This window comes from Paenibacillus sp. MMO-177 (assembly GCF_037147795.1).
In the GTDB taxonomy this organism is placed as follows: domain Bacteria; phylum Bacillota; class Bacilli; order Paenibacillales; family Paenibacillaceae; genus Pristimantibacillus.
Genome location: NZ_JBBCUR010000012.1, coordinates 40,505 through 59,138 on the forward strand (window position 1 = coordinate 40,505; position 18,634 = coordinate 59,138).

The 18,634-nt window shown below is 51.5% G+C and carries 19 protein-coding genes; 8 read left to right on the forward strand and 11 right to left on the reverse strand.

What is annotated here, in order from left to right:
* Window positions 1-81: 81 nt before the first annotated feature.
* Window positions 82-3,915, forward strand: a complete 3,834-nt coding sequence (locus WFK81_RS26400; RefSeq protein ID WP_336789866.1) for a CARDB domain-containing protein — start codon at window positions 82-84, stop codon at window positions 3,913-3,915.
* A gap of 150 nt (window positions 3,916-4,065) precedes the next feature.
* On the opposite strand, the gene WFK81_RS26405 is transcribed toward WFK81_RS26400, so the two are convergent.
* Window positions 4,066-4,380, reverse strand: a complete 315-nt coding sequence (locus tag WFK81_RS26405; protein ID WP_336789868.1) for a hypothetical protein — start codon at window positions 4,378-4,380, stop codon at window positions 4,066-4,068.
* Window positions 4,381-4,574: 194 nt separating this feature from the next.
* Between WFK81_RS26405 and WFK81_RS26410 the strand changes: the two genes are divergently transcribed.
* Window positions 4,575-5,120 carry an HD domain-containing protein gene (locus tag WFK81_RS26410; RefSeq protein ID WP_336789869.1) on the forward strand — a complete coding sequence of 182 codons (546 nt, stop codon included), beginning with the start codon at window positions 4,575-4,577 and terminating at the stop codon, window positions 5,118-5,120.
* A 50-nt stretch (window positions 5,121-5,170) separates the two neighbouring features.
* On the opposite strand, the gene WFK81_RS26415 is transcribed toward WFK81_RS26410, so the two are convergent.
* The 8 genes from WFK81_RS26415 to WFK81_RS26450 form a co-directional block, all read right to left on the reverse strand.
* Window positions 5,171-6,094, reverse strand: coding sequence for a DMT family transporter (locus tag WFK81_RS26415; protein ID WP_336789871.1), 924 nt, complete (start codon window positions 6,092-6,094; stop codon window positions 5,171-5,173).
* Between the two features lie 72 nt (window positions 6,095-6,166).
* Window positions 6,167-7,345 (reverse strand): hypothetical protein, encoded by a 1,179-nt coding sequence (locus tag WFK81_RS26420; protein ID WP_336789873.1) that lies wholly within the window; start codon window positions 7,343-7,345, stop codon window positions 6,167-6,169.
* A 140-nt stretch (window positions 7,346-7,485) separates the two neighbouring features.
* On the reverse strand, window positions 7,486-7,725 hold the full coding sequence (locus tag WFK81_RS26425; protein WP_442956102.1) for an H-type small acid-soluble spore protein: 240 nt from the start codon (window positions 7,723-7,725) through the stop codon (window positions 7,486-7,488).
* Between the two features lie 71 nt (window positions 7,726-7,796).
* Window positions 7,797-8,117: a luciferase domain-containing protein gene (locus WFK81_RS26430; RefSeq protein ID WP_336789875.1), complete on the reverse strand. Its 321-nt coding sequence runs from the start codon at window positions 8,115-8,117 to the stop codon at window positions 7,797-7,799.
* A 447-nt stretch (window positions 8,118-8,564) separates the two neighbouring features.
* Window positions 8,565-8,852 (reverse strand): hypothetical protein, encoded by a 288-nt coding sequence (locus WFK81_RS26435; protein WP_336789877.1) that lies wholly within the window; start codon window positions 8,850-8,852, stop codon window positions 8,565-8,567.
* A gap of 131 nt (window positions 8,853-8,983) precedes the next feature.
* The gene (locus tag WFK81_RS26440; RefSeq protein WP_336789878.1) at window positions 8,984-9,607 is read right to left on the reverse strand and encodes a ferric reductase; all 624 of its coding nucleotides are present in this window, start codon (window positions 9,605-9,607) and stop codon (window positions 8,984-8,986) included.
* Complete coding sequence (locus WFK81_RS26445; protein WP_336789879.1) at window positions 9,604-10,536, reverse strand: FAD:protein FMN transferase; 933 nt, start codon at window positions 10,534-10,536, stop codon at window positions 9,604-9,606. Before WFK81_RS26445 ends, WFK81_RS26440 begins: the two co-directional genes overlap by 4 nt.
* A 16-nt stretch (window positions 10,537-10,552) precedes the next feature.
* Window positions 10,553-10,831: a hypothetical protein gene (locus WFK81_RS26450; protein ID WP_336789880.1), complete on the reverse strand. Its 279-nt coding sequence runs from the start codon at window positions 10,829-10,831 to the stop codon at window positions 10,553-10,555.
* Window positions 10,832-11,012: 181 nt separating this feature from the next.
* Here WFK81_RS26450 and WFK81_RS26455 point away from each other — a divergent pair, with 181 nt between their 5' ends.
* Window positions 11,013-12,173, forward strand: coding sequence for a GGDEF domain-containing protein (locus WFK81_RS26455; RefSeq protein ID WP_336789881.1), 1,161 nt, complete (start codon window positions 11,013-11,015; stop codon window positions 12,171-12,173).
* 84 nt (window positions 12,174-12,257) lie between these two features.
* Here WFK81_RS26455 and WFK81_RS26460 read toward each other — a convergent pair whose 3' ends face one another.
* Complete coding sequence (locus tag WFK81_RS26460) at window positions 12,258-13,022, reverse strand: SDR family oxidoreductase (protein ID WP_336789883.1); 765 nt, start codon at window positions 13,020-13,022, stop codon at window positions 12,258-12,260.
* A gap of 172 nt (window positions 13,023-13,194) precedes the next feature.
* On the opposite strand from WFK81_RS26460, the gene WFK81_RS26465 reads away from it, so the two are divergent.
* The 4 genes from WFK81_RS26465 (at window position 13,195) to WFK81_RS26480 (ending at window position 16,470) form a co-directional block, all read left to right on the forward strand.
* Window positions 13,195-13,956 (forward strand): prolipoprotein diacylglyceryl transferase, encoded by a 762-nt coding sequence (locus WFK81_RS26465; RefSeq protein ID WP_336789885.1) that lies wholly within the window; start codon window positions 13,195-13,197, stop codon window positions 13,954-13,956.
* A gap of 2 nt (window positions 13,957-13,958) precedes the next feature.
* Window positions 13,959-15,401 carry a radical SAM protein gene (locus WFK81_RS26470; protein ID WP_336789887.1) on the forward strand — a complete coding sequence of 481 codons (1,443 nt, stop codon included), beginning with the start codon at window positions 13,959-13,961 and terminating at the stop codon, window positions 15,399-15,401.
* On the forward strand, window positions 15,385-15,708 hold the full coding sequence (locus tag WFK81_RS26475) for a hypothetical protein (protein ID WP_336789889.1): 324 nt from the start codon (window positions 15,385-15,387) through the stop codon (window positions 15,706-15,708). Before WFK81_RS26470 ends, WFK81_RS26475 begins: the two co-directional genes overlap by 17 nt.
* 81 nt (window positions 15,709-15,789) lie before the next feature.
* The gene (locus tag WFK81_RS26480; RefSeq protein ID WP_336789891.1) at window positions 15,790-16,470 is read left to right on the forward strand and encodes a carbonate dehydratase; all 681 of its coding nucleotides are present in this window, start codon (window positions 15,790-15,792) and stop codon (window positions 16,468-16,470) included.
* A 91-nt stretch (window positions 16,471-16,561) separates the two neighbouring features.
* On the opposite strand, the gene WFK81_RS26485 is transcribed toward WFK81_RS26480, so the two are convergent.
* Window positions 16,562-17,434: an SMP-30/gluconolactonase/LRE family protein gene (locus WFK81_RS26485; protein WP_336789893.1), complete on the reverse strand. Its 873-nt coding sequence runs from the start codon at window positions 17,432-17,434 to the stop codon at window positions 16,562-16,564.
* A 133-nt stretch (window positions 17,435-17,567) separates the two neighbouring features.
* On the opposite strand from WFK81_RS26485, the gene WFK81_RS26490 reads away from it, so the two are divergent.
* Window positions 17,568-18,623, forward strand: coding sequence for an S-layer homology domain-containing protein (locus WFK81_RS26490; protein WP_336789895.1), 1,056 nt, complete (start codon window positions 17,568-17,570; stop codon window positions 18,621-18,623).
* Window positions 18,624-18,634: the final 11 nt, after the last annotated feature.

Genomic DNA, 18,634 nt, shown 5'->3' on the forward strand with positions numbered 1-18,634 from the left:
TTTTTGGGAGGTGGTTGAATGCAGCTATGCTCTAAAATGTAAGCGCATTACTTTTTGATCATTCTTATTAGGAGGTTTTTTATGTTCGCCATAAGTAAAAGGCTAAGCCGCAATCCGTTGATGATGCTCTCTCTTGCATTGGCCATTTTGTTATCGCAGCTTACGCTCTACCCTTCTGCCTCATCGGCGGCGGGCGGCTCCAACCTCGCCATAGGCAAGACGGTATCGGCCAGCGGCTACGCGGATGTTTATGTCGCAGGCAATGTAGCTGACGGGAATCAGGCTACATATTGGGAGAGTACAAACAATGCTTTTCCGCAATGGATTCAAGTCGATCTTGGCTCAAGCACCAGCATTGATCAGGTCGTTCTGAAGCTTCCTGCCGGCTGGGGCACGCGCACCCAGACGTTGTCCGTGCAAGGAAGCACGAACGGTTCAACGTTTACTGACATTGTTGGCTCCGCCAGTTACGTTTTTAACCCTTCGGTCAGCAACAACTCAGTAACCATTAACTTCTCGGCGGCAAGCACCCGTTACGTTCGCCTGAACATAACGGCCAATACAGGCTGGCAGGCCGGCCAAATCTCCGAGTTCGAGATTTACGGAGCAGCCGTAACGCCTCCGCCATCCGGCACTTATGAAGCCGAGAGCGCAGCGTTGTCCGGCGGTGCCAAAGTGAACACGGACCACACGGGCTACTCCGGTACGGGGTTTGTTGACGGCTATTGGACGCAAGGCGCTTCAACGGCCTTCACGGTAAACGCAGCTTCCGCAGGCAGCTACGACGTCACGCTCAAATACGCTAACGCTCAAGGCTCCGCGCGTACATTGAGCATTTACGTCAATGGCACGAAGATCCGCCAAACCACGCTGAACAGCCTGGCGAACTGGGATACTTGGGGCACCAAGACCGAGACGTTGACGCTTAATGCAGGCAATAACACGATCGCCTACAAATACGATTCTACCGATTCCGGCAATGTGAATCTGGACCAGATTTCCGTGGCAGCTTCGGCGACACCAACACCTACTCCAACACCTACTCCTACTCCTACTCCTACGCCGACTCCAACACCGACACCTACTCCTACCGCGACGCCGACTCCAACACCGACACCTACTCCTCCTGCCGGCGGGAACGTAGCTTTAGGCAAGACCATTACAGCTTCTTCTTCAACCTTTACGTATGTAGCGGCTAACGGCAATGACGGAAGCACGTCTACTTATTGGGAAGGCAGCGGCAATCCTAGCCAGCTGACCGTTGATCTCGGTGCCAATCATGACATCACCTCCGTCGTGGTGAAGCTGAACCCGGCAGTCGAATGGAGTACGCGTACGCAAACGATTCAAGTGCTCGGCGCTAACCAGAACACAACAACTTTCAGCAACCTGGTCTCCGCGCAGTCCTATACGTTTAACCCGTCCTCCGGCAACACGGTGACCATTCCGGTTACCGCTACCGTAAGCAAGGTCCAGTTGAACATTACGGCGAACTCCGGCGCGCCAGGCGGCCAGGTAGCGGAATTCGAAATTTACGGCACGCCCGCTCCTAACCCGGATCTGACGATTACGGGCATGACCTGGACGCCGGCCAATCCGGTGGAGACGGATGCCATCACCCTTAACGCAACCGTAAAAAATATCGGCAACGCCGGCTCACCTGCCTCCTCGGTGAACTTCTACCTGGGCAGCGAGCTTGTTGGCACGGCTCCCGTAGCCGCCTTGGCTGCCAATGCGACAGCTACGGTATCGGTTAATGCCGGGGCAAGAAATGCCGGCAATTATCCGGTAAGCGCGAAGGTCGATGAGAGCAATACCATTATTGAGCAAAACAATAACAACAACAGCTACAGCAACTCGGCGGGCATCACCGTTACCGCCGTGCAAAGCTCCGACCTGATCGTATCGACGACCTGGAACCCAAGCAACCCAAGCGCGGGCAACACGGTTACATTTACGACTAACCTGAAGAACCAAGGGAATATCGCTTCGGCGGCGGGAGCTCATCCGATTACCTTAGTATTGAAGAACGCATCCGGCGCAACCGTTCAGACCTGGAACGGCTCGTATACCGGATCTCTCGCGGCAGGCCAATCCGTTAACGTAACGATGGGCACTTGGACCGCTGTAAACGGCAGTTATTCGGTAACCGCGACCGTAGCTGCCGACGGCAGCGAAGTCAGCACGAAGCAAACCAATAACAATAACACCGTAAGCCTGTATTCGGGCCGCGGAGCAAACATGCCGTTCACCATCATTGAAGCGGAATCGTCCTCCAATACGACAAACGGCACAAAACTTGCTCCGAACTTTAAGCCTGGCGATTATGCCGGAGAAGCATCCGGCCGTTCATCCGTCTATCTGGATGCTACGGGAGAATACGTGGAATTCACCTTAACTTCCCCGGCGAACGCTTTTGTTCTCCGCAACGCGGTTGCCGAGAATACAAACGGCACGGTCAGCATCTATGCGAACGGTGTTAGCAAAGGCAAATTTAACGTTTCCTCCAAATTCTCTTACCTTTACGCAACGCCTAGCACGCTTGGCCGTCTAGGTTACGACAATGCGCCTGGCGCAGGCTTGACGGCTTATTGGCTCTATGAGGATGCGCAGCTTATGCTTGATCAAGTATACCCTGCCGGAACCAAGATCAAGATTCAGAAGGATGCCGGCGACGTCTCCTGGATCTATGTCGATCTGCTCGAAACCGAGAATGTGGCACCGCCTCAAGCGAACCCGGATCCAACCAAATATGTGGAAGTATCGGCGTCCAAGTCGATTGATCAGGCGCTGACGGAGTTCAGGCAGGATAATACGAAAAAAGGCATCTACATCCCTGCCGGCGAATGGCCGATCAACAGCAAGATCTTCCTCTATGGCCGCGCAACGGAAATCGTAGGCGCCGGCCCTTGGTATACCAAGCTGGTTGCGCCTCAGAGCCAGTCCAATACCGATGTCGGCTTTAACATCAGCGCAGCGGCTAACGGTTCAACGATCCGCGACCTGTCCGCATGGGGCAACTACATTAACCGGGTGGATGGACCGGGCAAATTCATCGATGGCAACGGCATGCAGAACGTAACGGTTCAGAACATCTGGGTCGAGCATTTTGTCTGCCTCTACTGGGGAGTTAACTCCTCTTACAACACGTTCAAGAACAACCGGATCAAGAATACCTTTGCAGACGGCATCAACATGACGAACGGCTCCTCGTACAACGTGATCGACAACAACTATGCTCGCGGCACAGGCGACGATTCCTTCGCTCTGTTCAGCGCTACGGATTCCGGCGGCTCTTACAACGTAGGCAACAAGTATACGAACCTGACGGCGACCAACGTACGCCGCGCGGCTGCTTTTGCCGTATACGGCGGTTCGGATAACTTGTTCCAAAACCTGTACGGAGCGGATACGTTGACGTATCCGGGCATTACCATCAGCAGCTACAGCTTCGGCTACAACACGCTTGGCTTCGGCGACCAGGATACCGTCATTGACGGGGCAACGCTGGACCGCACGGGCGGCGACTTCTGGACCAGCGTTGGCGCAGACGACAAGATTAACGATTACCAAAACTTTGGCGCGATCTGGATCTACGGCGGCGACCGGGCAATCAAGAACATTCTGATCAAAAACGTAGACATCAACAATCCGGTCTACTTCGGCCTCATGTTCCAATCCATGTCGCCAAACAATATGGTGATGCAAAATATCCGCGTCGAGAACGTCAACATTAACAATCCGACCCGCTACGGCATCAAGCTTGTCGTACGCGCCGAGCAAGGCCAAGGCCCTGCTTACGGCGGAGCAAGCTTCACCAACGTGAAGATCAACAACCCGGGCATCTCCGCCATCTATGGCGAAGCGCAAAGCCCGAACTTCACCGTTACCCGCGTGTCGGGGAATAACTGGTAAGAAATAAGTGCGGCCCTCCTATCGTCATCTTGGATGACGATGGGAGGGCCCTAATTCGTTCAACTCTAATAGGCTCGGTGCGCATAGAATGACAAACTTCTAAAGTTAATTAAAGAGTGCTGCCTTATTTTGGGGCAGCACTCTTTTTTGCTATTCGGTTCCAATAAAAGAAACATAATATGTCTTCGTTTTTATTATGGGCTTCTGATTCTCTGCTAACTGACCACATGCATAGTTAATGGTTACTTTCCAGCCAAATAACTTTCTCTCCGAGCTCCGAACACCACAACCTTCGCAATTAAATCCACAACCATCAGCCGTATCCTTCCACTCCGTCTTAAATTGATTGATGGTTCTATCAGAAGCATAGGCTTTACTTATCCAGGGACTCCATGCACAAATAATAACAATGATTAACAATGCAGTTACCCCTGAAGCGACAGATGAGATCATTCGCTTTGACATCAAGCTCTAGCCCCCAGTTATTTGCTTTTTATGTGGTAATTTCTTTACGCAAAATTACTCTACAATGTTGCATCCGCGCTTTTCCCAAATGGCTTATCTAGACGCGAATTACTACTGTGCCTTGTTACGCTGAAAGGTAAATGCTATATTATGAACGCTATTGGCCAAAACATTAACCTTTAGGAGCTGAGTTTATGAGTACGTTGGATATTGCCATCGAATTTGCTGCCAGCGCCCATCAATCCCAATACCGCAAAGGGACCCATACCCCTTATATTTCTCACCCGTATGGGGCAGCAATGATTTTGTCCTCTTATAACTGCAGCGAGAATGCGATCATTGCCGCACTTCTACACGATGTATTGGAAGATACGGAAACGACTGAGCAACAGCTAATTGACCAGTTTGGCGAAGACATAGCCGCCATTGTAAAAGCCTGTTCCGAGCCTGACAAAACGTTAAGCTGGGAAGAACGGAAAACCCACACGATCGAAAGTATCCCGGGCGCTCCTCTTGAAGTCCGCCTTGTGGCTTGCGCAGACAAACTGCATAACCTGCGAAGCATGAAAAGGGATTCCCAGTCGATAGGGCCGGATTTCTGGACAAGATTCAAGCGAGGCGAAAAAGAGCAGTCTTGGTATTATAAAAGCCTTGCTTCAGCATTTAGTAAGGCTGAGAACGATAATGAGCATCCCCTATTTACCAAATTCGTTAACGAAGTAAATGAATTCTTTGGTTAAATTGCCTATAGAGTATGTCCTTTGACTTTCAAAAAAAAGAAGTGCATACGTCATGCACTTCTCTTCTCTATTGTTGTATTACCTCTCCGCCAAAGCGGCGGAAGCTGCGGCACAATCATGCCGACCAGCATAAACAAACAGCCAATTCCCGCGCGGACGCCAAGCACTTCGTCCAGCAGCAGGTAGCCGCCGATAGCGGCAAACACCGTCTCCAGGCTCAGAATAATGGCCGCTTGCGTAGGATGCGCGTTCTTCTGGCCAATAATCTGCAGCGTATACGCAATACCCACCGAACAAATCCCGCCGTATAACAAAGGAATCATAGCATCGGACAGACCGGACAGCTCCACCTTTTCCGTAGCGAAGGCCGCGATAAAGCTTAGCACCGAGCAGGTTAAAATCTGCACAAGCGACAGCTTTAACCCGTCCGTCTTGCGGGAGAAACGGTCGATCATCAGAATATGGACGGACCAGAATAAGGCCCCGACAAGCTCGTACAGATCCCCTTTTCCCAACGTCAGATCATTGGTCATGCATAATAAATACAGGCCGATTACCGCCAGAACGGCACCTATGCCGCTGTTCACGCCAAGCCGCTGCTTCAGGAACATGCCGAAGAACGGAACGATAACAATATAGAGTCCCGTAACAAAAGCTGCTTTTCCCGCGGTTGTATACATCAGCCCAATCTGCTGCAAAGAAGCCCCAACGAACAAAATTAGCCCCGTGCACATTCCGTACATAGAGGCGCTCCTAAAGGAACCGCGAAGCTGTGCCTTGGTCTGGCCCGATTTCCGGTCCATCATCCAAATAAGCGGCAATAACGATACGGCGCCCAATACGAATCTCACGGCATTAAAAGTAAACGGCCCTGTATGCTCCATCCCCTGACGCTGTGCCACAAATGCGAATCCCCATATAAACGCGGCGAGTATTAATAGCAAACTGGATTTCAATTGTAATGGTTGTCTCATGATCTGTTGTCTCCCGGATGTATGATTGCTACATCATCTAATCATAAGACTTCTGAAAAGTAAATCCTTGCTTCAAACATAGAATCCAAACTCTTTTTTTATTGCCTCTTCCTCTTCCTTCGGAATATCTATAAATAATTTCATGGCGTGGGTGACCCCGTTTAAAGGCTCCGTATTTGGCCTTATCGAAAACCACCACTCATAAACACCGCTATTAACCGGTTTAAACGTATACTTCATCATCATGCGACTATGGCTGTTCCGTTCCAATAATGCAGTCATCTCCCTTGGAGTGGAGGCATCCCGAAGCAACGCAACTCCCGCCGGAAGAACGAGCTCGTCGAACCTAAGCATTTTGCCGAGGAATGGTTTGTCCGGTTGATCTGGGTAATGCAATTCAATATCCTCCATTTGGCCGTCAACCCTTGAACCATCATGCAAAATCAAACATGCCTCCATGCTTTCAAGGCAATTGCCGCTAATAGCGCTGCCCCACATCATAATACTTATCCCCACAGCAGACTGTCCGGTATTCGCATAGGAAAAATAAGTCGTTTCTTCTGATTTTGTGGAGCAATCCAAATAGGGCTGATAAGAGACAAGCTCCAATCGCGTTGGCCCATTTTCCCCGAATAGTTTTCCTGCAGGATTGTTGTCCCGGAAATGCAGCACGTTATCCCCTTCACCCCAGCCTGCATCCTTCTTGTATTTAAACCCTGTGCAAGAACGGTCCGTATTCCAGCTATAAAGCTTGGATAATTCCCAGAGCGTGTCCTCTGCAAAGACGGTTTCTTCTCCCCATATCCTTGTTACCTCTTCTTTCGAAATTTCTTCCGCAAGCGAAGCCCACTTTGACGGAACCCCTTGTCTCTTTCGCTTGCTCTCCGTCAACTCGTTATACCTATCGACGTCATTCACAAAGATATCGAGGCTTTTCCCCTGACTGAACAGCTTCATGTAAAGCAAATCGCTGTCATGGACCAGATTGCTCACGGCGAGGGTGCCTAACTTCCATGATAAGGATTGGGCCAGAGCGTCCAAGAGATCAAGATCTCCTTCGTCGCTAAACTCGTCATAAATCGTTACCCACGGACTAGTGCCATCCCAAGATATAACGATGCTGCGATCTCCGGGTTCTTCCACTTTCTCAAAAAGGTTATTCTCCATTAACTCCGTAATAGCTTGACGCATTTGCTCGACAGAAAGAGCTTCAGCTGCTTTTAATTGAATGTTTGCGAAAGAAGAACCCATTAGATCTACCCCTTACTCAACTTAGTAAAATATTCCTTTTATCGTAATTCACATTCCCTTCGCTTACAATCTACTCATTAAAATTGACAATAAAAAACAAAGCACAGCGGTAATCCGCCATGCTTTGTTTACATCATTATTCAGTTTCCGTCTAGGGAAGCCCGGCAAGCTACTTCATCAACTTCCATTCCCATCGTTGATGATTGCTCAACCAAGCTGCGCACCGGTACTTCAAGCTCCTGCTCCGGATCGGTTAACGGATAGATGCGCGCTGTCTCGTTTGCATCATCCACGTGTTGAATATAGATCTGCTTCCCGTTGTACTTCACGTCTTCCATCACCGGAGAAGCGGCAATTTCTTTGGCACGGTTAATGTCCATTGCATAATCCTCCTCTGCTTCAAGCTCCCTACAGTATGAGCGAATAAGGAATGGAATATGCACCCAATCGGTTAGGAAACGGCATCTCCTTGGGCAAACCGTTCATAGTTAAACCGCAGCAGTTCAATGGCATGGGCAAGATCGTCTTCCGTGTTCAAATATACGGAAACCCAGCCGGACTCCGGCAGGATATGGTGAGACTTGGCTTTTCCGGTCGTTACCGCCTCATCCCGCTTGGCCTTTGGCAGTAACAGATCCATCAGCCGATCGCCATGAAGATGTCCGATCTCCTTGCCGTTCACCACGAATTCGATACCTCCGAACCGGTGAGGGCCCGATGTTACGCCCGGCCAGGATAACAGCAGCTCTTCCAATACAGCTTTGCTTCCCATAAGCCCACCTCCGTTCATCCACCGTTAAAGGCCTTATTTCAATTCTATTCCGGCTTCCCCGAGGAATTGCCCTTTCACTAACCTTTAACTTATCTCGCGCAACAGGGTTGTCCACGCTAACGAAACGTCATAGCCTTATTTCGTGAAAATCGGCCGTTTCCTGAATTTAACGAAACGTAGTAACGTTATTTGCCCCTTTTGCGGTAAAAAGAAGGGCTGAAGCACGGAATAGCGTTACCTCGTTTCGTTAGAATCTGAAACCCCGTCAAATCGGCCAAATAGCGTGTTGCAGTTTCGTTAGCCATGATACCGGGCTGCCACAACGGTCTCGGGTCTGGCTCCTGCAAAACCTAAGGCCGGCGCCCTCCCGTAAGAAGCCCCGGCCTATCCTATCCGAAGATGCTCAGTCTTATTTAACGGCTTGCCGACTGCTGCATCCGACATGGATTATAATTTTCCTTTCAAGTCCATGAGATACTTCAGGAGCACGGCGAGTGCACCCAGGTAATAGCCGACCAGAACGATCCAGCCTGTTACGTCCATTAAGGAAAGTCCTGCAAGAAGAAGCAGCGGCAACACGTAGTACAACAGGTCTTTCAAGTAGCCTAGTACGAAGTTTGTCGAGAATTTGCCGCCTGTTACCATTTTGAACAAGTCAACCAACAGGTTTGCGCCCATCGAGCCCAGCACGACCCACAAAGCAACTTCCATCCAAAGCGTAAGCGATCCTAGCACTTTTCATCACCTCCGAATTCGAGGAATGTGATACGCTTACATTTTATGCGGGAGGTGCAAAAGTTGTCTCCTTCAATAGCCTGTATCATCGGCATATTCTTTAAAAATAAAATAAGACCCTATGAAGGGTCTTATCGTACTTTATATTCGCTTGGCTCCATAATGATCGGCTTCGCATTGGGATAGGTTACCCTCCCGCTCTTCGGAGCCTCGCGATTCCCCTTTTTCACTGTCCATACCCTGTAGACCGTAAGCGCCACTACAATAATACCTGTCGCCCCGTACATCGCCTCGGCCCAAGGATAACTTGAATCCGAGCCGATCAGAAGACCGTGCAGGAGAGCTAGAAAATACCCGGGAAATGCAAGCATATGCGTCATCTTCCATACTTTTTTCCCCAGCTTCTTCATCAGATCGGAAGACAAAATTACAATAAAGGTCATATAGAATGACAGTGTCCCTATACCCGTCAGCACGGGATGCGATTCTGCGGTAAACGGGATCAGCAGCCCACTCACCGAATAGCCGACGTATTTGTCAAACAGCAGTACGGCTCCATGCATCATGCCGAACAGAAAGCCAAACCAGCCTGCGGATTGATGCAAGGTCAGCACAATCGGTTTGGCTTTGTTTTTGATAAGACGCGATCCTATTGTGATACCCGCAACCGTGGACAGAAACAGGAACAAATACGACGTAATGCCCGACGCGCGCGTTGTGGTCCATACGCTTAGGGCATCCAAGACCTCATTCATTCGCGTACTCCCCTTTCCTCTGCATACTGACCGATAGCGCCAACCGTCCGGACCGAGCCGTCATGCAGAACGCCGATTGCCGCACAAGCCGGATGATTATCCGCAAGCCATTCGAAGCCCTGCTCCCGGCCGAGAAGAAGAACGCATTTGGCGTATACCTCGGCATCCACCAGATTTGGCGCAAACAGCGTCACCTGAGCCAAATCCGATTCGGCCGGCGCTCCTGTCCTCGGATGAATAATATGGTGGCGGCTTTGTCCGGCACTGTCCCTCCATTGCCGTCTAACGGTATTGCTTGTGGCGATCCCTGCCGGGTATCTCACCTGGAGCTCCATTAAATCCCGGCTAGCTTCCCAAGGATCGCCGATGCTGACCGACCAGCCTTCATCCGGCACGCCCCATAGCGTTAGATCTCCTCCCGCTCCGATAGCGCCGGAACGCACGCCTGCATGCTGAATCATGAGGGACAGCTGATGGGCGCTCCACCCTTTTGCAAATCCGCCCAGGTCGACCGCAAGCTTCAAGGCTAGCGTTACCTCTCTGGTATCGGGGTCCAGAATTAAGGGCTGCTCGCAATCAAAAGGCTTTGTCACGAACATGGGATCCGAATTTGCCGACGTCTCCGCCAAGGCTTCGAACGTCGAGGAATATCCAAGCTGCCGGATGACATGTCCCATATAGGGGTTGAACAGACCGCCCGTTGCTTCATAATAACGGTTGGCTTCGGCGAGTACTTCATATAACAGCGTGGAGGAGCGAAAAGGCTGCCCGGCAGACCGGTTCAGGTTCGACAGCTCGCTGCGCGGATTGAAGCGGCTCAGCTTCTCTTCTACGACGGCGATCCAGCTCTCCGCCATCGCTTGCGCCCCTTCATCCAATCCTTTCGTAAAAAACTGCGAGTTCATGGCCCGGAATCTATGCAAAGTCATCTGTTAACCCTCCCTGCTATGAAGCATGCGTCCGCATGCCTTCGTCGCCTGATCCTGTTCCGGAACCAAAACCTTGCCCCATGCCGTGCCCGCGGCCGAACGGCCTTTGCTCGAAGGAGCCGGTGTCGTCGTTGCTTTGAGTTCCTCCATCTGATGGACTGCTATTTAAAACGTCGCTGCTGACCGGAGCCGTTGTTGGACTTGCGGATGAATGATTAATAACGCCCACCATCCCGGTAAATAACGCTACGCTGGAAAGGCCGACAACCCATTTTACCCATTTGGCATTTGCCACAGCCATTACCTCCTCTGTTTCCTTCTATCGTCCTAATAATGACAGTGTATATCCTTTTCCTTAAACGTAGCTGAAATAAAAATTTGGGAAAGCCGGCCTAAATTTTACGAATAACGTCTTCCACCCGTTTCCTGCATCCTGCTATAATCGGCAGTAACGGATATTCTTTCTCGTCAGGCTGGTGACCAACATTAACATACTGCTGGATTCTACAACAATCCTTATATTTCTTGGAATTGCCTATTTGTTTACATTCATATTGATTAGCGCTTACTGGCGGGATGTGATCAAGGCCTTGCCGGTCAGAATCTTTTTCCTGGCCAAACTCCTCCAGTCCTGCTCCTGGTTTCTTGTTGTCTTGCGCGGAGATATCCCGGACTTTCTGACTATCTCCGTTGCCAATTCCCTCATGTTTGTCGGTGCCTCCCTCGAGACCATCTCCATGTTACGGTTAAGGAACGAATGGCGGACAAGCTATAAAATCATGTACAGGCTGGCTATCCCTCTCAGCATCGCGGGCTTTCATCTCATCATGCTTATCCATAATGAGGAGGATGCTCGAATCGCCTATTGCTCTGCTGCTCTCGCTATCATACTTGCCCCCTTGTACCGGCTGATCAAAGGGCCTTCCCCGCTGATGAAGGTCATAGGCTATATCTACCTGTTTGTGATCGCGGCCAACCTGATTAGAGGAACAACCGCTCTTTTTACGAATATTCCCGCTAGCTTTTTTACGCCGGGGATCTATCAATTGATCTATCTGGTGACAATCTATATCCTTACGATCCTGGGGATTATGGGATTTATGCTGCTGTGGAAGGAAAAGACGAACCAGGAGCTGCTTCATTACGCAAGCTACGACGACCTGACCGGTGCGCTTAATCGAAGAACGTTTATGAGCAGCGCCAAAAGTTATTTGAATCTCTGTGCCAAGAAAGGCGAAGCAGTCTCTTACCTGCTGTTTGATATCGACAGCTTTAAGAACATTAACGATAAATACGGCCATCATATCGGCGATCTCGTGCTGCAGGACGTAACGAAACGAATCCGGCATTACTTGGACAAAGACGACTTGTTCGTGCGTTACGGCGGAGACGAATTCGGCATTCTGCTCCCCGGCAAGGGCGAACGGGAATCAAGCGCGCTGGCCGAACGGATTAAGATCATGCTGCAATCCGCTCCGACCACCCTGCCTGTCTCCTACACCATAAGCATGGGAGTGCTCACCGTCGTTCCGGATCAGCACACCCATATGGAATCGATGTATACGAAATGCGACCAGGCCCTCTACACGGCCAAAAGAAACGGCCGAAACACGATATACAGAAGCCAGTTCGGCTAGAACCGGCTTAAGCGAAGGGCTTTATAATAGGATAAAAGGCCGGGCTTCTCTTCAGCGAGAGATTCCCGGCCTTTCTTGTCATTCTTATAAATGCGATCCGCCACTTACATCTATGCACTGCCCCGTAATCCAGCGGCTGTCGGAAGAAGCGAGGAAGGCCGCCACATCCGCGATATCCGAAGGCTCTCCCCACCTGCCGAAGCTCGAATAACCGGCGCCGAATTGATAGCTGGATTCATCCTGCAGCATAGCTTGATTCATGTCCGTGGCGACAAAGCCGGGCTGCAGGGCATTAACGGTTATCCCGCGGGGAGCAAGCTGGGTGGATAACGATAACGTAAGCGTATTGATTGCCCCTTTGCTCATGCTGTATGCCGCGACCCCCGGCAAGGAAATTCTCGTTACGGCAGAGGACAAGTTAATGATTCTCCCGCCGTCTCGTAGCCTGTGCAACGCTTGCTGAATAAGGAAAAACGGCCCCTTTACATTGGTATTCATCACATGGTCGAAGGCCGCTTCCGTTGTTTCCTCGATAACGGTCACAAGTCCCACTCCTGCATTATTAACGAAAATATCAAAGTACTTCTCTCCCGTACGCTGCTCCAAGGCCAGATCCAAATCCTCCAGCAGCTTAGCAGCGCTCGCAGGCGTACCAAGCTCCTGCCCGATGGCAAAGGCTTCTCCTCCCATTTGCCCGATGTGCCTTACGACGTCGGCCGCCGCATCATGATTAGAACCGTAATGAACGGCTACCATCGCCCCCTCCTCTGCAAGTCTCAGCGCAATAGCTCGGCCAATCCCTCTGCTTGCACCGGTTACCAGCGCAATTTTTCCGTTTAATCTGCTCATCTTCCATTCAGCTCCTCCCGTTTTTTACATCCTTATTTGTACCATGGGAGCCGTTTTGTAATGTTGCGGTCTCATTCCGGGGCCGAGGAAAGCTTATGGAAATAGAAAGGGATTTCTGCCTCGATAAGCGAATCTATACAAAATAAGCCAATACGATAGATTGGAGCGCATCATGACCTTCCCTGTCTGGATTGATCTTGGTTTTGTAAAGCTGCATCCCCATGCGGTATTTGAAACACTCGCGTATTTTATCGGCTTCCGCGTCTACCTCTACACAAGAAGCAAGGACAAAATCCCGATCGTGCAGGGCATGTGGGTCATCGTTGGCGCCATCATGGGCGCGGCGATTGGCTCTAAGCTGCTGTATTGGTTAGAGGACCCTAGCCTGACGCTTGAGAACTGGAACAGCTACACCTATCTCATGGAGGGCAAAACGATCGTTGGCGGGCTGCTTGGAGGACTTATCGGCGTCGAATGGACGAAGAAGCGGATTGGCTATTCCCGCTCCACGGGCGACGATATGGCTTTGCCTCTTATCGTCGGCATGGTCATCGGACGAATCGGCTGCTTCCTGACCGGTCTTGACGATCATACGTACGGCGTGGCCACCAGCTGGATCACCGGAATTGATTTCGGCGACGGGGTGCTCCGGCATCCGACGCAGCTGTACGAGATTGCTTTCCTCCTGCTGCTTGGCGCCTTCCTTTTTCACTGGAAACGAAAGGGCAACTTGCCCGACGGAGCCATCTTTCAATTGTTTATGACCGGTTATCTGCTGTTCCGCTTCGTTATCGATTTTATTAAGCCAACCCCGCATTTCTATCTAGGGCTAAACAATATTCAGCTTGCCTGTATCGCCGGGCTCATCTATTACGCCGTTCTCTTGTCCAAGTGGCTTGTACGGCCGCAACGCTCACATAGAAAGGAATTGTAACGATGACAACCAAAAACAGACCTTATATTTTCTACGAGCTGACGAACAGCGTATGTTCCAAATGCCTGCGCAAGGTTGAAGCCAAAGTGGTCATTGAGGATAATCAGGTTTTCCTTCTGAAATATTGCGGGCAGCACGGCCGGGAAAAGGTACTAATCGCAAGCGATGCGGAGTATTACAAAAAGTGCCGGGAGTTTCTAAAGCCCGCGGAAATGCCGGAGGTATGGAACACTCCGATCCGTTACGGCTGTCCCTACGACTGCGGGCTATGCCCCGATCATGAGCAGCATAGCTGCTTGACGCTGCTCGAAATTACCGAGCGCTGCAACCTGCAGTGTCCGATCTGCTACGCGGAGTCCTCCCCGCACGCGGGCTCCTATCGTTCGCTCGAACAGATCGAGTTCATGCTGGATGCGATTGTCCGCAACGAAGGCGAGCCGGATATCGTGCAGATCAGCGGCGGCGAGCCTACGATTCACCCGCAATTTTTCGAAATATTGGATCTGGTGAAGAGCAAGCCCATCAAGCATGTCATGGTGAACACCAACGGTCTGCGGATCGCCCAGGACAGGAAGTTCGCCGAACGGCTGGCCCAATATATGCCGGGCTTCGAAATCTACCTGCAGTTCGACAGCTTCGAGGAAGAGACGCTCCGGGAGCTGCGCGGCGTGGACCTTCGCGATGTGCGTCGCAGAGCGCTGGAGCATTTGAACGAGTTCAACATTTCGACCACGCTGGTAGTTACGCTGAAGAAAGGCCTTAACGATCACGAGATTGGCGATATTATTCAGTTCGGCCTGAAGCAGCGCGCCGTGCGAGGCGTAACGTTCCAGCCGATCCAGGCAGCCGGAAGACTCGAGGAGTTCGATCCTGCCAAGGACCGCCTTACGCTGAGCGAGGTGCGGCAGGGCATCATTGATCAATCGGGCATTTTCCGCGCGGAGGATGTCATTCCGGTTCCTTGCCACCCGGATTGCCTTGCGATGGGTTATGCATTAAAGCTTGGAGGAGAGGCTATACCGTTAACAGGGCTAATCGATCCTCAAATTTTGCTGGACGGCGGCCGCAATACCATCGTGTTCGAGCAGGACGAAACGCTGAAGTCGCGAATCTTCGAGCTGTTCTCGACTGCCCATTCGCCTGCTTCCTCGGCTTTATCGCTGAAGAGCCTGCTTTGCTGCCTGCCGCTCGTTTCCGTGCCTGAGCATATCAGCTACGACAATGTATTCCGGGTCATCATTATGCAGTTTCTGGATCCGTATAACTTCGATGTGCGTTCGGTCAAAAAATCCTGCGTGCATATCGCGCATCCGGACGGCAGAATCATCCCGTTTGATACCTACAATATGTTCTACCGCACGGCGGAGCAGGAGAAGAAGCTCGCCGAGCTGAGAGAGGAATTCGATATGCGTCCGGGAGGGAAGGTCTATGACTGGAGTCAATAACGGAGATAACGGAGATAACCGGCAGCCAAGGAGCCCAAACAAATCGCCTTACGAAAAATCGCCGCATCACGTAAAGCACGTATTTCTGGGTATCGGAATATTAGCCGTGCTGCATTGCCTGCTGTTCCTTTTCCCGATCGGCTTCTTTTTCATCAGCATTGCTCAAATTGTCTATCTGCTTCCGGCTATATTAGTGTTCAATAAAAAAACCGGCATCGTTCAGGGCCTGCTGATCGGCGCAGGCATTACGTTTCTGGTGAATGCGGCTTGTTTCGGCCTTCTGGTCAGCGGCAATCTCTCGCTTTAATACAATTCCCTGTGACATTTGCCCATTGGCGGAATAGCTTAACAGAAGAGCACCCCCTATTCGGTCACAAGGAGAATACGCATGGCTTCCCATCTTCCAATAGGCCCTGTTAATTTATTCGCGCGGTTTATCGGCCCAAATCCGGTCACACCCATTAATCCGGTGCAGCGGTTTCCCTTTATCCGTCCTACCGCTTTCGTTAGTCCGTTTACGAGCGTCATTGGCGATGTGCGCATCTGCGACAATGTGTATGTTGCGCCCGGCGCCGCCCTTCGGGCCGACGAAGGAACCCCTTTTTTCATCGGCTCGAATTCGAATATTCAGGACGGCGTTATTTTGCACGGATTGGCTAATCAAAGCATTGAAGTTTGTAATAAAAGCTACTCCATCTTTATAGGAAGCAGAGTCACCATCGCCCATGGCGCGATGGTGCACGGTCCTTGCCTAATCGAGGACGATGTCTTCGTAAGCTTCAAGGCCATTGTCTTTAATGCGGAGGTGGGACGGGGCTCGTATATTTCGATGGACGCGATTGTGACAAACGGGGTACGGGTCCCGGCTAACCGTTTTGTTCCGCCAGGCGCGCATATCGATACGCAGGCGAAGGCCGATTCGCTTGGTCCGGTACCAAAAAGCTCCGAGGAGTTCGCCGAGCAGGTCATACGGATTAACACGGAATTCCCGCCTTCGTACAACGCAATGTTTGGCAGCCACCGTTGCTCCTGCGGAATCGCTTATAACCATGCGAATCTATTGAGTTAATAAAGCCGGGAGTCCTCCTGATCGGAGTCTCCCGGCTTTTATCATAGCAGCTAGCCTATAGATGCTTTTCGCGGAAGCTTCGCTCTACGTCTTATCCTCGCGCCCGCTGCACGGGCAATCCCTTAACATCCAGCTTAACGCGGAACACGGCTCCGGCGAGAGGCTGTTTATTCAGCTGCTCCTCGTCATTGCCGATTCTGGCCGTCGTAATGTACAGCTCGTCCATATTCTCGCCGCCAAACGCGCAGGAAGTGACGTTCTGCACAGGTATTGGGATCGTGGCCAGCTTTTCGCCGGTTAAAGGGTTCCATCTCCCGATCTGCCAGCCCCCCCAATGTCCAATCCACAGCATCCCTTCCGAATCGATGCTCATGCCATCCGGACTGCCTTCCCCCTCCGGGAATCGAATCACTATCCGACGATTGGCGATCTGTCCGCTGGCAGCATCGTACTCGAAGGCGTAGACGTAGTTCTCGAAGGTATCAATGTAGTACATCACCGTTCCGTCCGCTGTCCACGCCAGCCCGTTGGAGCAGCCAATCTCGCCTAACCGCTTCGATAACTTGCCATCCTCCAGAACATATAGATGACCGTTCCGGTTCCTCCAGGAGCTCATGGTCCCTGCCCAGAACCGCCCTGCCGGATCGCACTTGCCGTCATTCAGCCGGTTTGCCGCCTCTTCCTCCGTGTGAGCAATCAAGGTCATGTTGCCTGTCTCAAGATTCAACCGGTAAAATCCGTCCGCCAGCGCGATTAACCATGTGCCATCCTCGGCCGGAACCGCGGCGCTAATCCTTTTCTCCGTCTGAACCTGCAGCTTTCTTCCATCGCTTGGACGATAACGATGCAATTTACGGCCTTCAATATCGACCCATATCAGCTCCTGAAGCCGTTCATCCCATACGGGACCTTCCCCCAGCTCATTCCGCTCTTCCAGCAGGCATTCCGCCTTATACTTTTTCAAAATTGTCCTCTTCCCCCTATCTTAGAAATACAAATGTAATCCGATATAAACAGTATGAACCTTGTATGCGGGGTTTTGCAATTAATTGTCCGAACGACAGAGGTTGCATTCTAAGGGGAAAGGAATGAAAGTAATGAAAAAGAAAATCGCAGGCATTGCTTTAGTTATACTTCTCTGCTCTTACGCTTCTCTTAGCTTTGCCAGCACCAAGACGTCTGCGGACTTCACGGATCTGAAGGATCTGGACGCGGCAACAAAAGCCAAGTTTGACGCTATGATCAGCGCGGGAATCTTCGACGGCGTCTCCGACACGACCTTTGGTCTGAAGGAGGAAATGAACCGCGCCCAGTTCGCGAAGGTCGCTTCGCTTATTATGGGCCTCAAAACGGATGATTCGCTGAAAACATCCAGCTTCAAGGATGTGAAGGCCGATGATGCCGCCAACGGTTATGCCCTTCCGTACATCGAGGCGCTTAAAGCGGCAGGCGTAACGGAGGGCTATGGAGCTGGTATTTACGACCCTGCGGGCAAAGTGACCAAAGAACAGCTGGCAACCTTCCTGGTCAGAGTCCTTGGCAAAAACAATGACGCCAAAACAAAAACAGGTTCGGATACGACAGTATCCGATTGGGCACAAGGTTACGTCTCACTGGCCCTCGAATTAAAAATACTGAATAACGGCGCGGACGGAAAATTCGGCGGACAAGCCAATGCTACGCGCGACCTGCTTCTGACAGGCGCGTACGAAGCCAAGCAGCAATACGTACCTCCGGCTACACCAACGCCAACTCCAACACCAACACCGGTGTATACATCGCCTCCAGTGAGTAATCCGCAGCCGAGTGACAACAATGGTGGAAACAACGGCGGTTCTGGCGAGCAGCCAGGCGGCGGTTCTGGCGAGCAGCCAGGTGACGGCTCTGGCGAGCAGCCGGGCGATGGCTCTGGCGAGCAGCCAGGCGGCGGTTCTGGCGAGCAGCCAGGCGGCGGTTCTGGCGAGCAGCCAGGCGGCGGTTCTGGCGAGCAGCCAGGCGGCGGTTCTGGCGAGCAGCCAGGCGGCGGCTCTGGCGAGCAGCCGGGTGACGGCTCTGGCGAGCAGCCGGGCGGCAACGGCGGCGACATTCCTACTGGAAGCGGCGGGGGCTTTCCTGACTGTGACCCCTTGAATTCTATATGCTATTTAGGTTAATTAAACAAAGG

Excerpts from the sequence above, each read along its gene's own strand:
- WFK81_RS26400 (WP_336789866.1), top strand. The coding sequence starts at position 82 with ATGTTCGCCATAAGTAAAAGGCTAAGCCGCAATCCGTTGATGATGCTC.
- WFK81_RS26405 (WP_336789868.1), bottom strand. The coding sequence starts at position 4,380 with ATGTCAAAGCGAATGATCTCATCTGTCGCTTCAGGGGTAACTGCATTG.
- WFK81_RS26410 (WP_336789869.1), top strand. The coding sequence starts at position 4,575 with ATGAGTACGTTGGATATTGCCATCGAATTTGCTGCCAGCGCCCATCAA.
- WFK81_RS26415 (WP_336789871.1), bottom strand. The coding sequence starts at position 6,094 with ATGAGACAACCATTACAATTGAAATCCAGTTTGCTATTAATACTCGCC.
- WFK81_RS26420 (WP_336789873.1), bottom strand. The coding sequence starts at position 7,345 with ATGGGTTCTTCTTTCGCAAACATTCAATTAAAAGCAGCTGAAGCTCTT.
- WFK81_RS26425 (WP_442956102.1), bottom strand. The coding sequence starts at position 7,725 with ATGGACATTAACCGTGCCAAAGAAATTGCCGCTTCTCCGGTGATGGAA.
- WFK81_RS26430 (WP_336789875.1), bottom strand. The coding sequence starts at position 8,117 with ATGGGAAGCAAAGCTGTATTGGAAGAGCTGCTGTTATCCTGGCCGGGC.
- WFK81_RS26440 (WP_336789878.1), bottom strand. The coding sequence starts at position 9,607 with ATGAATGAGGTCTTGGATGCCCTAAGCGTATGGACCACAACGCGCGCG.
- WFK81_RS26445 (WP_336789879.1), bottom strand. The coding sequence starts at position 10,536 with ATGACTTTGCATAGATTCCGGGCCATGAACTCGCAGTTTTTTACGAAA.
- WFK81_RS26460 (WP_336789883.1), bottom strand. The coding sequence starts at position 13,022 with ATGAGCAGATTAAACGGAAAAATTGCGCTGGTAACCGGTGCAAGCAGA.
- WFK81_RS26465 (WP_336789885.1), top strand. The coding sequence starts at position 13,195 with ATGACCTTCCCTGTCTGGATTGATCTTGGTTTTGTAAAGCTGCATCCC.
- WFK81_RS26470 (WP_336789887.1), top strand. The coding sequence starts at position 13,959 with ATGACAACCAAAAACAGACCTTATATTTTCTACGAGCTGACGAACAGC.
- WFK81_RS26475 (WP_336789889.1), top strand. The coding sequence starts at position 15,385 with ATGACTGGAGTCAATAACGGAGATAACGGAGATAACCGGCAGCCAAGG.
- WFK81_RS26480 (WP_336789891.1), top strand. The coding sequence starts at position 15,790 with ATGGCTTCCCATCTTCCAATAGGCCCTGTTAATTTATTCGCGCGGTTT.
- WFK81_RS26490 (WP_336789895.1), top strand. The coding sequence starts at position 17,568 with ATGAAAAAGAAAATCGCAGGCATTGCTTTAGTTATACTTCTCTGCTCT.